Source organism: Streptomyces sp. CNZ287, assembly GCF_007827615.1.
Window position 1 is genome coordinate 874988 of the sequence record NZ_VISV01000001.1, and the last position, 12617, is coordinate 887604.

The 12617-nt window shown below is 75.1% G+C and carries 14 protein-coding genes; 7 read left to right on the top strand and 7 right to left on the bottom strand.

Annotation, left to right across the window (positions count from 1 at the left end):
- Positions 1 to 76: 76 nt before the first annotated feature.
- Entirely contained in the window at positions 77 to 1168 is a 1092-nt protein-coding gene (locus FB457_RS04125) for a helix-turn-helix domain-containing protein (RefSeq protein ID WP_145780820.1), read from the bottom strand.
- 161 nt (positions 1169 to 1329) lie between these two features.
- Between FB457_RS04125 and FB457_RS04130 the strand changes: the two genes are divergently transcribed.
- A complete protein-coding gene (locus tag FB457_RS04130; RefSeq protein ID WP_047017429.1) occupies positions 1330 to 1734 on the top strand; it encodes a cupin domain-containing protein in 405 nt (134 codons plus the stop codon).
- Positions 1735 to 1743: 9 nt separating this feature from the next.
- On the opposite strand, the gene FB457_RS04135 is transcribed toward FB457_RS04130, so the two are convergent.
- A complete protein-coding gene (locus tag FB457_RS04135) occupies positions 1744 to 2358 on the bottom strand; it encodes a TIGR03086 family metal-binding protein (RefSeq protein WP_047017428.1) in 615 nt (204 codons plus the stop codon).
- Positions 2359 to 2422: 64 nt separating this feature from the next.
- Here FB457_RS04135 and FB457_RS04140 point away from each other — a divergent pair, with 64 nt between their 5' ends.
- Complete coding sequence (locus FB457_RS04140) at positions 2423 to 3232, top strand: AraC family transcriptional regulator (protein ID WP_047017427.1); 810 nt, start codon at positions 2423 to 2425, stop codon at positions 3230 to 3232.
- Between the two features lie 134 nt (positions 3233 to 3366).
- On the opposite strand, the gene FB457_RS04145 is transcribed toward FB457_RS04140, so the two are convergent.
- From FB457_RS04145 to FB457_RS35855, 5 genes are all read right to left on the bottom strand, one after another.
- Entirely contained in the window at positions 3367 to 3963 is a 597-nt protein-coding gene (locus FB457_RS04145; protein WP_047017426.1) for a TIGR03086 family metal-binding protein, read from the bottom strand.
- Complete coding sequence (locus tag FB457_RS04150) at positions 3960 to 4961, bottom strand: sigma-70 family RNA polymerase sigma factor (protein WP_145780822.1); 1002 nt, start codon at positions 4959 to 4961, stop codon at positions 3960 to 3962. The genes FB457_RS04145 and FB457_RS04150 overlap by 4 nt, the downstream gene beginning before the upstream one ends.
- A gap of 122 nt (positions 4962 to 5083) precedes the next feature.
- Positions 5084 to 5917 carry an SDR family oxidoreductase gene (locus FB457_RS04155; RefSeq protein ID WP_047017424.1) on the bottom strand — a complete coding sequence of 278 codons (834 nt, stop codon included), beginning with the start codon at positions 5915 to 5917 and terminating at the stop codon, positions 5084 to 5086.
- A 151-nt stretch (positions 5918 to 6068) separates the two neighbouring features.
- The gene (locus FB457_RS35850) at positions 6069 to 6341 is read right to left on the bottom strand and encodes an MFS transporter (RefSeq protein WP_486588916.1); all 273 of its coding nucleotides are present in this window, start codon (positions 6339 to 6341) and stop codon (positions 6069 to 6071) included.
- Positions 6341 to 6559: a hypothetical protein gene (locus tag FB457_RS35855; protein ID WP_052770422.1), complete on the bottom strand. Its 219-nt coding sequence runs from the start codon at positions 6557 to 6559 to the stop codon at positions 6341 to 6343. The genes FB457_RS35850 and FB457_RS35855 overlap by 1 nt, the downstream gene beginning before the upstream one ends.
- A 569-nt stretch (positions 6560 to 7128) precedes the next feature.
- On the opposite strand from FB457_RS35855, the gene FB457_RS04170 reads away from it, so the two are divergent.
- The 5 genes from FB457_RS04170 to FB457_RS04190 all read left to right on the top strand — a co-directional run bounded on the left by FB457_RS04170 (position 7129) and on the right by FB457_RS04190 (position 12450).
- The gene (locus FB457_RS04170; protein WP_047017422.1) at positions 7129 to 7878 is read left to right on the top strand and encodes an SDR family NAD(P)-dependent oxidoreductase; all 750 of its coding nucleotides are present in this window, start codon (positions 7129 to 7131) and stop codon (positions 7876 to 7878) included.
- A gap of 96 nt (positions 7879 to 7974) precedes the next feature.
- On the top strand, positions 7975 to 9894 hold the full coding sequence (locus tag FB457_RS04175) for a glycoside hydrolase family 15 protein (RefSeq protein WP_145780827.1): 1920 nt from the start codon (positions 7975 to 7977) through the stop codon (positions 9892 to 9894).
- A complete protein-coding gene (locus tag FB457_RS04180) occupies positions 9887 to 10495 on the top strand; it encodes a histidine phosphatase family protein (RefSeq protein WP_047017420.1) in 609 nt (202 codons plus the stop codon). The genes FB457_RS04175 and FB457_RS04180 overlap by 8 nt, the downstream gene beginning before the upstream one ends.
- Positions 10496 to 10662: 167 nt before the next feature.
- On the top strand, positions 10663 to 11631 hold the full coding sequence (locus FB457_RS04185) for a hypothetical protein (protein ID WP_145780829.1): 969 nt from the start codon (positions 10663 to 10665) through the stop codon (positions 11629 to 11631).
- A 135-nt stretch (positions 11632 to 11766) separates the two neighbouring features.
- A complete protein-coding gene (locus FB457_RS04190; RefSeq protein WP_047017418.1) occupies positions 11767 to 12450 on the top strand; it encodes a DUF3558 family protein in 684 nt (227 codons plus the stop codon).
- The last annotated feature ends 167 nt before the right edge of the window (positions 12451 to 12617 follow it).

Sequence of the window (12617 nt, forward strand, 5' to 3'; positions counted from 1 at the left end):
CGGCTGGGTCGTGGGTCAGCGCGCCGGGACGGTCTCCGGCGTCGTCGTCTGCACAGCGCGCTTCATGCGGAGCAGGCTAGCAGGGCCGGGGGGCGGGCCCGGAGCCGTTTTCCGGTACGGGCACGGGCGCCGGCCCGGGTACGGGAGGGGTCGCGGACCCTGGGCCGGAGCCGGAGCCGGAGCCGGAGCGGGTGCCGGAGCCGGAGCGGGTGCCGGGCCCGGACTCCGGCCCCGCCGCGCCCGCCGGGCCGAAGCGGGCGCGGTACGCCGACGGGCTCAGCCCCGTCCGCCGCCGCACCTGCGTCCGCAGGTTCGCCGCCGTGCCCAGCCCGCTCGTCCGCGCCACCACCTCCAGCCGGTGCTCCCCGCGCTCGATCAGCCGGCACGCGAGCGCCACCCGCTCCCCCGTCAGCCACGCCAGCGGCGTGGTGCCCAGCTCGCGGACGAAGCGCCGGTGGAGCGTGGCGGGGCTGACGGCGGCGTACCCGGCCAGGTCGGCGACGGCCAGCGGCCGGTCGAGCCGCTCCGCCGCCCAGGCGAGCACGGGGGCGAGCGAGGCGTCCGGCACCGCGGGCACCGGGCGCTCGATGAACTGCCGCTGGCCGCCGTCACGGTGGGCGGCGAAGACGAGCCGGCGGCTGACGTGGTTGGCCACCTCGGCGCCGTGGTCGCGGCGGATCAGGTGCAGCCCCAGGTCCAGGGCGGCGGCGCTGCCGGCCGCGGTGAGCACGTCGCCGTCGTCGACGAAGAGCACGTCGCGCCGGACCCGTACGGCCGGGTGGCGGGCGGCGAAGCGGTCGGCCCAGCGCCAGTGGATCGCCGCCGGGCGGCCGTCGAGCACCCCGGCGGCGGCGAGCGCGTACGCGCCGGTGCAGAAACTGACGAGCCGGGCCCCGCGGTCGGCGGCACGGCGGATGACGGCGACGACGGGGGCGGTGGGCGGGGTGTCGTCGGGGCGGTTGGGGACGATCACGGTGTCCGCGGCGTCGGCGGCCTCCAGCCCCGGGACGCCGGAGAGGGTGAAGAAGCCGTCGTGCATGCGCACGCCGGGGGCGGGGGCGCAGAGCGTGAAGTCGTACCACGCGACGTCCAGCTCGGGCCGGCGCAGCCCGAACAGCTCGGTGGCGATGCCCATTTCGAAGGGGTTGGACCCGGCGTCCACGAGCATGGCGACACGGTGCGCCCCGGGCCCCGTACGCCCCGGGTCCGGCTGCGAGGATCCTTGCGGCATATGCGATTCGTAGCACTCCCGGCGTCCGCCTGTCACGCGCAGGATGGCGTACGAGAGGTCGCCGCACCCCCGCGGCGGCGGAAGCGAGGAGCGAAACCGTGAGCACCCACCCCGCCGAGCCCACAGCCCTCAGCGACGCGCTGGAGCGGATTGCGGAGCCGTGGAGTCCGCACGTCGTCGCGCGGGTCAACGACTACGACGTCAAGCTCGCGCACGCCGAGGGCGAGCACCTGTGGCACGTGCACGAGCACACCGACGAGTTCTTCCTCGTCGTCGAGGGCGAGCTGCGCATCGGCCTGCGGGAGCCGGACGGCGGCGAGCGTACGGTCACGCTGCCCCGGGGTGCGGTGTTCACCGTGCCGCGCGGCGTCGAGCACCGGCCGGTCGCCGCGCCCGGCACCGCGATCATGATGTTCGAGCCGGCCGGCACGGTGAACGTCGGCGACCGGCACGAGGCGGTGCCGGCGCACATCCCGGCGACGACCGGCTTCGAGCTGGCGTAGCGCCCCGGGTCAGGCAGCAGGGTGCCGCGGGTCGCGGCCGGTCGCGGCCAGGGCGCGGTCGAACGCCGGGGCGTCCGGCGGTACGGGCACGGCGTCGGCGAAGCCGTCGTACTGCCGGTACATCTCGCCGTGGTCCTCCGCGACCCGCAGCACCAGCGCCGCCACCCCCGCCGACGCCCGGAACTCCTGCCCGGTCGCCCGCGCCACGTCCCAGCCGTGCACCGCCATCTCCTTGACGATCACCGCCGCCACCTCCGGCGCGGGCATCGACAGGAAGCCCAGGTCGACGTCCCCCTCCCAGGCCGCGGGCGCCGCCCAGGCGGCGACGGCCCGGTCGAGCTGGGCCGCGTACGCCTCCGCCCAGCCGGGCTCCGCGGCGAAGTCGCGCTTCGGCAGCTCCTCGGGGAGCGGGGTGCGGCGGGCGCGGTGCTCCAGGCCGTGGGAGGTGAAGCAGACCCAGTGGTTGACGAGGGCGCGCACGTCCCAGTCCGCGCAGGGCGTGGGTTCCGCCAACTGCTCGGGACGTACGCCCCGGGCCACCCGCGCGGCCTCGGCGGCGCACTCCTCCATCAGGGCGTGCACATCGGCGTTCTCGCCTGCGGTTCGGCTGTTCTCGCTGCTCATACGGGCGAACGTACGGCGGGCGGCGCGGCCGGTCTTGAAGAAACGCGACAGCTACGCTGCGCGTATGACCGGCTCCGGATTCGACGACGCGCACGGCGTCCTGCACCCCGGCGAGCACGCCCGGCTCGCCTCGCTGAACCGCCGCCGGCCCGGCGCGGCGCTGGCGCCGTTCGTCGACTGGTTCTGGCACGTGCGCTGGCAGTTGCCGGGCGCGGCCACGTACGACACGAAGGTCCTCACGCACCCGAACCTCCACCTGGTCTTCGAGGAGCCCGAGCCGCTGGTGTACGGGGTGCAGCGCGACCTCTTCGTGCGCCGGCTGGCGGGCGGCGGGCAGGTGCTCGGGGTGCGGTTCCGGCCGGGCGGCTTCCGGGCGCTGACCACGGGCCCCGTGGCGGAGCTGGCCGACCGGCGGGTGCCGGCGGCGGAGCTGCTCGGGCCGGAAGCGGCGGAGGTGAGCCGGGCGGTGCTGGCGGCGGAGGACCTGGCGGACATGTGCGCCGTGGCGGAGGACTTCCTGCGGCCGCTGCTGCCCGCGGCGCCGGATCCGGCCGCCGAGGAGGCGGCGGCCGTGGTCGCGCGGATCACCGCGGAGCCGGGACTGCTGCGGGTGGACCAGGTCGCGGCGGGGGCGCGGATGTCCGTAAGGCGGCTGCAGCGGCTGTTCGCCGAGTACGTCGGGGCGAGCCCGAAGTGGGTGCTGCGGCGGGCCCGGCTCCAGGAGGCGGCGGCGCGGGCGGACGCGGGGGCGGCGCTGGACCTCGCGGCGCTGGCGGCGGACCTGGGCTACGCGGACCAGGCACACCTGACGCGGGACTTCACGGCGACGGTGGGCGCGCCGCCGTCGCGGTACGCGGAGGGCACCCCGGACTGAGCACGCGCCCCCTGCGGGCGGGACGTGCGGGCGGGACGTGCGGGCGGGACGTGCGGGCGGGACGGCCCCGTCACAGGCCGCCCCGCGCCACGCCCAGTCCGTACGGCACCGGCCGCCCCGCCCCGTATGCCCCCTCAGCCCTCCCAGTCCGGCCTTCTGCCCAGGTACGCCACCAGCCGCTCCCCCGGCTCCGCCCCCTCCCGCACCCACTGCACCGCCGCGAACCGCACCGGCCTGTCCTCCGCCGACACGAACATCGGCGCCAGCTCCAGCAGTTCCTCCGCCAGCGCCGGCGGCACCTGCTCCTCCTGCCCGCTGGCCCGGGCCAGGTCCCAGCCGTGCACCGCCAGCTCCAGCGCCCCCGTGCACGTCACCACCGCCGCGGCCAGCGGCAGGCTGCCGACCGTCACCAGCTCCCGCCGCCGCACCGCCGTCCACGCGCCGAGCAGCCGCCTGGCCCGGTCCCGTACCGCCTTGACCGGGTCGGCGAGGCTGTACGCGGCCTGCGGCTTGAGGGCGATGCGGCCGGTGTCCGCGGCCTCGTTGAGCGCCGCGATGGAGTCGCCGACGTGCGCGAGGAGCTGCCCGAGGTCCCACTGCGCGCAGGGCGTGGGCCGCCGCAGGTCGCCGGGGCCGACGCGGTGCAGCACGCCCAGCGCGTACGTCACCGAGCGCTCCAGCAGCGCCACGCCGCCGAGCAGCGCCGTGGGCGCGCTCCCGTCGGGCCTCATCGGCTCTCCTCGCCGCTCAGGACGGCCGGCAGGCCGGCGGTGGCGAACAGGGACGTGTCGAAGAAGCAGCCGACGTGCGAGATCGCGTCCCCGCCGGGCGCGACGGTCAGCACGTGCAACGCGAACGGATGATGGTCGCCGTCCGGTCCGCGGGTGTAAAGGGCATACCCCGGCTGCCCGTTGAGGCCCACCGGCAGCAGCCGCGCCTCCCCGGGCGCGTACGGGCACTGCACGGAGACGAGCGTCGCCACCCGGTCGGGGCCGCGGAACCACTCGGGAACCGGGGGCATCTCCCAGACCACGTCCTCGGTGAAGAGGCGCACGATTTCCCGTACGTCCTTGGTCACGAACGCCTCGACGTAGCGGTCCAGCAGTTCCCGCCGCGCCGCGTCGGCCGGCTCGGCGACCGACTCCTCACTCGGCGCGGCCTTCTCCAACTGCGCCCGCGCGCGCTGCAAGGCGCTGTTGACGGACGCCGTCGACGTATCCAGCAGCTCGGCGACCTCCGTGGCCTTCCAGCGCAGCACGTCGCGCAGCAGCAGCACCGTGCGCTGCCGCGGCGGCAGGTGCTGGAGCGCGGCCACGAACGCGAGCCGCACGGACTCCCGCGATCCGACGACCGCCGCCGGGTCCGCCTCCGAGGGCTCGACCAGCACGTCCGGCACGGGCTCCAGCCACGGCACCTCGGGCCGCTCGGTCAGCTCCCCCGCGGGGTCGTCCCCGGGGCCGCCGAGGCCGGTGGGCAGGGGGCGGCGCTGCCGCCGCTCCAGGGCGGTGAGGCACGCGCGGGTGGCGATGGTGTGCAGCCAGGTGCGCAGCGAGGAGCGGCCCTCGAAGTTGCCGTACGACCGCCAGGCGCGCAGGTACGTCTCCTGCACCAGGTCCTCGGCGTCGTGGACGGAGCCGAGCATGCGGTAACAATGCGCAAGCAGCTCGCGCCGGTAGGGGTCGGACAACCGGAGGAAGTCCTCCTCGGCCGCCGTGTTCACCGTAGCCATCGCCGATCGGCCCTTTCTGATCGCTTCCGCGTCACCCGCTACAGGCACTGACTGCGCGAGGCACGAGAACTCATCGATCGACAGGGCGACACGGGGCGGAAAAGGCCCTCCGGGAAAGGGGATCAGGCCGCGAAGGCGTCGGCGTGGGCCTGCGCCCACTGCTCGAACGTACGGGGCTCGCGCCCCGTGATGTCGTACACCGTGGACAGCACCGGCGACTCGTCCAGGGCGCCGCCGCGGTAGAAGTCGAAGAAGGCGTCGACGTACTCCTCCGGCATGGCGGCCGCCATCTCCGCGCGGGCCGTCGCGTCGTCCAGCCCTTCGAAGCGCAGCGGCCGGTCGAGCACGTCGCCGAGGAGCGCGACCTGCTCGCCCGGCAGCAGCGGCTCGGGGCCCGACAGTTCGTAGACCTTGCCCTCGTGGCCGTCGCCGAGGAGCGTGTCGGCGACGACCTCGCCGACGTCGTACGGGTCGATGCAGGCGACCGGCACGTCGGCGAAGGGGCCGCGCACCAGGTCGCCGGAGCGCAACTGCGGCAGCCAGCGCAGGGCGTTGGCGGTGAGGGCGCTGGGTCGGACGACGGTCCACGGGATGCCGGCGGCGCGGACGGCCTCCTCGGAGCGGACCATGTACGCGGTGACGGCGTTGCCCATGTCGCCGCTGGCGGCGGAGCGGCCGGAGAGCAGCACGACGCGGGTCACGCCGGCGCGGACGACCTGGGCGAGGAGGCCGGGCATGTCGCGGTAGCCGGGCAGCAGGAAGACGCCGTCGACGCCGGTGAGCGGCCCGGCGAGGGACGCGGGGTCGTCGAGGTCGCCGACGACGGCGGTGGTGCGCGGGGGCAGCCCGGACAGCTCGCCGCCGCGGCTGAGCGCGCGGACCTCGGCGCCCTGCTCGGCCAGCGCCCTGACCACCTCGGATCCGACGTTGCCCCCCGCACCCGCGACCAGATACATCCGGCACCCCTTCCGGCCCGCCGCCGCACGAACTCCGCGGCTCGCAAGCTGACAGCCTCGCACGCCGGCACCGCGGCTGTGCAGCCTGTCTTACGCCATGGACAGGTGCACGGCCGGGCGCGCGGCGGCAGCGGCCGAGCGCGCACCGTACTCACGCCGCGGCGGCCCCGGCCGGGGACGCGGGCGCCGGGAGGCCCCTGACGTACCGCAGCCCGGACGGCAGGAGCCACAGCACGCTCAGGACGGCCCCCACCGTGCCGATCCACATCGTCGGCCGCAGGCCGAGGGCGGCGTCCAGGGTGCCGGCGAGCACCGCGCCGACGGGTCGTACGCCGAAGGTGGAGGTCTGGATCACGCCCATGACGCGCGAGCGCAGGGTGGCCGGGATGACGGCGATCAGGTAACTGTTCGCCCCGATGTCCATCACGGCGACCCCGCAGCCGGAGGCGAACCTTCCGCGAGCGGTACGAGCGGCAGCGGCAGGCTGAAGCCGGCGCATCCCGCGATGACGGTGGGCCCGAGCCCGATGCGCCGCACCACGGCGGCCGAACGGCTGCCGGAGAGCAGCGCGTCGCCGTCCACGTAGCGGTCGGAGGCGAGGACGGAGGCGTAGACGTGGTGGTGGCAGACGCGGAACAGCACGGTGAGGGCGCCGACGGCGAACTCGGTCGGGAGATGCTGTGCGCCACTCGAGCCCTTCCCACCGCTCGACCGCGATCGCTGACTGCGCCATGCGTGGTCTCCGTCCCCCGAACCCGGCCGACTAGCCCCGACCGCCCCCTGCGGGGACACGGCGCCGCCGACTGCCGACGCCGCTACCGCCCTTCGCGGAGGCGGGCACGCGAACGGAACGGCGGCTGCCGATGCCACCGCCCCCGGTCTTCGCGGTGGCCCGGACGCGCTCGGTCCGGCGCGTACTCACCCCGATACCGCCCTTCGCCGTGGCGGGCACGCGCACCGTCCGGCGCGAACCGGTGACGGGACCACCGCCCTTCGCCGTGGCCGGGCGGCGGTTGCCGGCACCCGGACCGCCCTTCATCGTCGCGGCGGCAGTGGTCGTCTCGGGCTCCAGAAGCGTGATCATCTGTACGGTCCTTCCGCCGTCGGACACCGGACGCCACACACTCCCCCGCCGACCTGGGCGGAACCTTGTACTCACCTGGATTCCCCAGCCCACCCCCACCGCAGGCCACCTGCTTATCCTGGGCCGTATGCCTACCGCAGTCGTCACCGGCGCGAGCAGCGGCATCGGCGCGGCCACGGCCCGCCAGCTCGCCGCCGCCGGTCACCATGTCGTCCTCACCGCCCGCCGCAAGGACCGTATCGACGCGCTCGCCGAAGAGCTGACCGCCGCCGGGCACGCGGCCACCCCGTACGCGCTGGACGTCACCGACCGCGCCGCCGTGGACGCCTTCGCCGCCTCCCTCGAAAGCTGCGACGTGCTCGTCAACAACGCCGGCGGCGCGCTGGGCACCGAGCAGGTCGAGGCCGGCGACCCCGCCGACTGGCGGGCGATGTACGAGGTGAACGTCATCGGCACGCTCAACCTCACCCAGGCGCTGCTGCCCGCCCTCGTCGCCTCCGGCGACGGCACGGTGGTCATCGTCACCTCCACCGCGGGCCACGCCGTGTACGAGGGCGGCGGGGGCTACGTCGCCGCGAAGTTCGCCGAGCACAGCATCGCCGCCACCCTCAGGCTGGAGCTGAACGGCCGCCCCGTCCGGGTCATCGAGATCGCCCCCGGCATGACCCGCACCGAGGGCTTCGCGGTGACGCGGATGCGCGGCGACGCGGAGAAGGCCGCCGCCGTCTACGCGGGCGTGAAGGAGCCGCTGACGTCCGAGGACGTCGCGGACACCATCACCTGGGCCGTGACCCGCCCGGCGCACGTGAACGTCGACCTCCTCGTCGTACGCCCCCGGGCGCAGGCCGCGAACTACAAGGTCCACCGCGAGCCGTAACCGTCCCGGCACCCGAATGGCCGCGCCGCGGCAGCCGTCGCGCGCGCGGGGCGGGAGAGTCGACGTATCGCCGCCGCCAGGGAAGGGAGTGCCCGCGTGACCCCGGGCCCGTACCCGCCGATCGCGGACCACGGCATCATCGGAGACCTGCAGACCGTCGCCCTGGTCTCCGCCGAGGGCGTGGTCGACTGGCTGTGCGCGCCGCGCTTCGACTCCCCCAGCGTCTTCGGCGCGCTCCTCGACGCCGGGCGCGGCGGGCGCTTCGCGCTCACCGCCGACGCCCCCGACGCCGTCCCCCGCCAGATCTACCTGCCCGGCACCGCCGTCCTCGTCACCCGCTTCCTCTCCACCGGGGGCATCGGCGAGGTGCTGGACTTCATGCCGGTGGACCATCCGGAGCGGCCCACGGACACCCACCGGGTGATCCGGCTCGTACGGGCACTGCGCGGCCCGATGCGCTTCACGCTCGACTGCAGTCCCCGCTTCGACTACGGCCGCGACCCGCACCGGCTCGAACTCGACGGACGCACCGCCCGGTTCCGCTCCGCCACCGCCGAAGGACACCTCCAGCTCCTCGGCCCGGCCGGCGACCTGACCCGCGAGGGCGACGACGTGCGGGCCGTGCTGGAGCTGGCCCAGGGCCGCACCGCGGCGGCGGTGTTCACCGTGTGCGCCCCCGGCGCGGACCCGCCCCCGCCCGCGTACGAGCGGGACGTGCACCGGGAGCTGAGCAAGGTGCGGGCCTACTGGCACCGCTGGACCGCGCGCTGCACCTACCGGGGACGCTGGCGCGAGGTGGTCACCCGCTCCGCGATCACGCTGAAGCTGCTGACGTACGCCCCGACCGGCGCCCCCGTGGCCGCCGCCACCATGGGGCTGCCGGAGCAGGTCGGCGGCGAGCGGAACTGGGACTACCGCTACACCTGGATCCGCGACGCCTCCCTCTCCGTAGGCGCCCTCCTCGACCTCGGCTACGCCGCCGAGGCGGACGCCTACCGGCGCTGGCTCGGCGAACTCCTCGGCGCCGCCCACGCCGCCCGCTCGGCCACCGGTACCGGGGCGGCCGCGGACGGCGCGGGCGGCACCCCCCGCGGCACCGTCACGGGCGAGCCGCTCCAGGTCATGTACCGCGTCGACGGCGACCCCCGCCTGCCCGAGGAGATCCTGCCGCACTGGGAGGGCTACCGCCGCTCCGCCCCCGTGCGCGCCGGCAACGCCGCCGCCGGACAGCTCCAGCTCGACATCTACGGCGAGGCCGTCTACGCCCTCGCCCAGGCCAGCCGCACCGCCGGCCCCGCCGGCTACGACGCCTGGCGCTGCCTCGCCGCCCTCCTCGACTGGCTCACCGACCACTGGGACCGCCCCGACGAGGGCATCTGGGAGACCCGCGGCGGCCCCCAGGACTTCACCTACAGCCGGCTGATGTGCTGGGTCGCGTTCGAGCGCGGCATCCGCATGGCCACGGAACTCTCCCGCCCCGCCGACGTCGCCCGCTGGACGGCCGCGCGCGACGCCGTCTTCGAGCAGGTGATGGAGCACGGCTACAGCCCGCGGCGGCAGGCGTTCGTCCAGCACTACGGCTCCGACGTGCTCGACGCCTCGCTGCTGCTCATGCCGCTGGTCGGCTTCGTCGCGCCGGCCGAGCCGCGCTGGCTGTCGACGCTGCGGGCGATGGAGGCGGAGCTGGTCACCGACAGCCTCGTACACCGGTACGACCCGTCCGCCGCCCCCGACGGGCTGCGGGGCAGCGAGGGCACGTTCTCGCTGTGCAGCTTCCTGTACGTGTCGGCACTCGCCGGCGCGGGGCACGTGGACCGGGCGCGCTACGCGTTCGACAAAATGCTCACGTACGCCAACCACGTCGGCCTGTTCGCCGAGGAGATCGGCCCCACCGGTGAACAACTCGGCAACTTCCCGCAGGCGTTCACCCATCTCGCGCTCATCGTGGCCGCACTGACCCTGGACGAGGCGCTGGACGCCGCGGAGAGAGAAGGAGGCACGGCCGCCCATGGGTGACCTGCTGCTCGTACGGCACGGCCAGACCGAGTGGAGCCGCGACGGCCGCCACACGGGCCGTACGGATCTGCCGCTGACCGACGTGGGCGAGGACCAGGCCCGCGCGCTGGCCCCGCTGCTCGCCGGGCGGCGCATCGCCACGGTGCTGTGCAGCCCGCTCCGCCGCGCGGTGCGCACGGCGGAGCTGGCGCTGCCCGGCCGCCGCGGCGCGGTGCTGGAGCCGCGGCTGCAGGAGTGGGACTACGGCGGCTACGAGGGCCTGACCACCCCGGAGATCCGGGCGGAGCGCCCCGGCTGGGACCTGTGGCACGACGGGGTGCCCGCGGGCGGCCCCGGCCACCCCGGGGAGACGCTGGCGGCCGTCGGGAGCCGCTGCGACGAGGTGCTGGCCGTCGCCGACGCGGCGCGGCAGGAGACGGACGGCGACGTGCTGCTCGTCGCCCACGGGCACGTCCTGCGCGTCCTCACCGCCCGCCGGCTGGGCCAGCACCCGGCCGCGGGCGCGCTGTACCGGCTGGAGACCGCCACGCTGTCGGTCCTCGGTACGGAACACGACAGACCGGTACTTCTCGGCTGGAACATCCCGCCCCGCAGCGCGTGATGACGCGCGATATGCCCGCCTCCCGCGCCCATGCGACAAGATAAGCGGGTCAACCGCCTTACCGCGGACACCCGACCGGACGAACCAGCAGGACGTGCGATAAACATGGTGGTCGTCCGCCACCTGCGGACGGCACCATGTCCTGGAGTCGGAAGGAGCCTTCTCCCGTGCAGCGAAGGGCACTCGCGCAGGCTGCCGCGACGGCCGCCGTGCTCGCGGTCGCGCTGGCCGGCTGCACCGGGTCCGACCAGGGCAGCGGCGCGGTCGACAGCCAGACAGGCGGGGCCGGCGCCGCTTCCGTTCCGGTGCCGTCGGGGAAGTACAGCTCGCTGCCCGAGCCGTGCACGGCGCTGAACGCCGGGACGCTGGAGGACCTGCTGCCGGGGCCGGCGGACGAGGAGAGCGACGAGGAGGCCGAGGAGGCCCTCGCCGGGGAGCCGGACCTGACGTATGACGCCGACCGGCAGGTGGGCTGCCGCTGGGAGCGGGAGACCACGGAGGGCGGGCACAAGCTGGAGTTGCAGTTCGAGCGGATCGTCTCGTACGACGACGAGGTCAGCGACGACCAGCAGGCCGCCCAGATCTACGCGGAGCGGGCCGAGGAGCACGACGTCGACGTGAGCAGCGGCCGGCCCGACCTGCCCGACAAGGCGGAGACCGGCAGCGCCTCGGGCGGCGTCCCGGCCACGGGCGAGAGCGGCCCGCCCGGCGGCGGCGAGGACGGGGACGCCGGCGCGAGCGACGAGCCCGGGTCGGGCGGGAGCAGCGGCGAGGCGGGCGGCGAGGACTCCGAGGGCGGCGCGGGCGAGAACACCGACGACAGCACGCACGGCAGCACCGACGGCAGCACCGGCTCCGGCACGGACTCCCCCGGCGACGGCTCCAGCCCCTCCGAGACCATCGCCCCCCGCCTCCTCGACGACATCGGCGACGAGTCGTTCCTCGACGACAAGACCGCCGACGCCTCCTCCGGGGTGCAGCGCCAGGTGACAGTGGTGTTCCGCACGTCCAACGTCGTGGTGACCGTCACGTACGACCAGTGGCACACCGCGGGCGCCGAGCCGCCGGACAGCGCTGAGCTGCAACAGCGCACCCAGCAGGTGGCCGACCGGCTCGCCGACCGGCTCGCGGACTGACGTCCCGGCCGCCCGTATCGCCCGTACGCCGTCGGCGCCTGCGGGTACGCTCGCAAGCCGGCGCACGCGAGGCGCCTGGCCCAGGGCGTCGTGCCCCCACCACGCGCCGCCCGACGACCGAGTGATGAAGGACCCATGCACCGCTCTACGACCCGCATCCCCCGAGCCCTGGCCGCTGCGGCCGTGCCCGTGATACTCGTCACCGCCGGCTGCTCCTCCGGCGACGACGGCGGCGACAGCGGCAAGCCGAGCAGCGCCGCACCGTCTTCGGAGAGCAGCGAGCCGCAGATCGAGCCGGCGAAGTTCGCCAAGCTGCCCGACCCCTGTGATGCGCTCGCGAAGGACAGCATCAAGGACCTGGTGCCGGGGGCGAAGAGCACGGCCGGCGAGGCCGGTAAGTCCGCCGACACCTCCCAGCGCAGCAGTTGCTCCTGGGACGGCCTCGACGGCTACCAGTGGCGCTGGCTCGACGTCTCCTATCAGCGCTACGACTCCGACCCCGCCGTCGGCAGCGGCGCCGACCGCGCCGCGGAGTACTACGCCAAGCAGGCCAGGGCCGCCGAGGCGGCCGAGGGCGCCAAGGGCATGAAGACCTCCGCCCCTTCGGGCCTGGGCCAGAAGGCCGCGGCGTTCACGTACGAGACGACGGAGGACAAGCAGGACTACCGCAAGCAGACGGTCGTCTCGCTGCGGGAGAACGTCGTCGTCACCGTGAACTACCACGGCGCCGGTTTCCAGGGCACGGATCAGCCCAAGGCCGCCGACCTGCTGAAGGACGCCGAGAAGGCGACCAAGGAGGCCCTGGCCGCGGTGAAGTGAGCGAACCTGCATACGCAAGCCCGTACAGCCGTGCGAGGCTAGCGTGGCTCCGGGCCGGGCCCGGAGCGGCCGGTGATCGCCAGCGGAGAGGGAACGGCGCGTGGACAGGGCTCCTGCGATACGCATGAACCGGACGCACCGCATACTCATCACCGTCGTCGTCCTCG

Coding starts and splice junctions, on each gene's coding strand:
- FB457_RS04140 (WP_047017427.1), top strand. CDS start 2,423: ATGACCGGCTCCGGATTCGACGACGCGCACGGCGTCCTGCACCCCGGC.
- FB457_RS04180 (WP_047017420.1), top strand. CDS start 9,887: ATGGGTGACCTGCTGCTCGTACGGCACGGCCAGACCGAGTGGAGCCGC.
- FB457_RS04190 (WP_047017418.1), top strand. CDS start 11,767: ATGCACCGCTCTACGACCCGCATCCCCCGAGCCCTGGCCGCTGCGGCC.
- FB457_RS04125 (WP_145780820.1), bottom strand. CDS start 1,168: ATGCTCGTGGACGCCGGGTCCAACCCCTTCGAAATGGGCATCGCCACC.
- FB457_RS04135 (WP_047017428.1), bottom strand. CDS start 2,358: ATGAGCAGCGAGAACAGCCGAACCGCAGGCGAGAACGCCGATGTGCAC.
- FB457_RS04150 (WP_145780822.1), bottom strand. CDS start 4,961: ATGGCTACGGTGAACACGGCGGCCGAGGAGGACTTCCTCCGGTTGTCC.
- FB457_RS04145 (WP_047017426.1), bottom strand. CDS start 3,963: ATGAGGCCCGACGGGAGCGCGCCCACGGCGCTGCTCGGCGGCGTGGCG.
- FB457_RS04170 (WP_047017422.1), top strand. CDS start 7,129: ATGCCTACCGCAGTCGTCACCGGCGCGAGCAGCGGCATCGGCGCGGCC.
- FB457_RS35850 (WP_486588916.1), bottom strand. CDS start 6,341: ATGGACATCGGGGCGAACAGTTACCTGATCGCCGTCATCCCGGCCACC.
- FB457_RS04155 (WP_047017424.1), bottom strand. CDS start 5,917: ATGTATCTGGTCGCGGGTGCGGGGGGCAACGTCGGATCCGAGGTGGTC.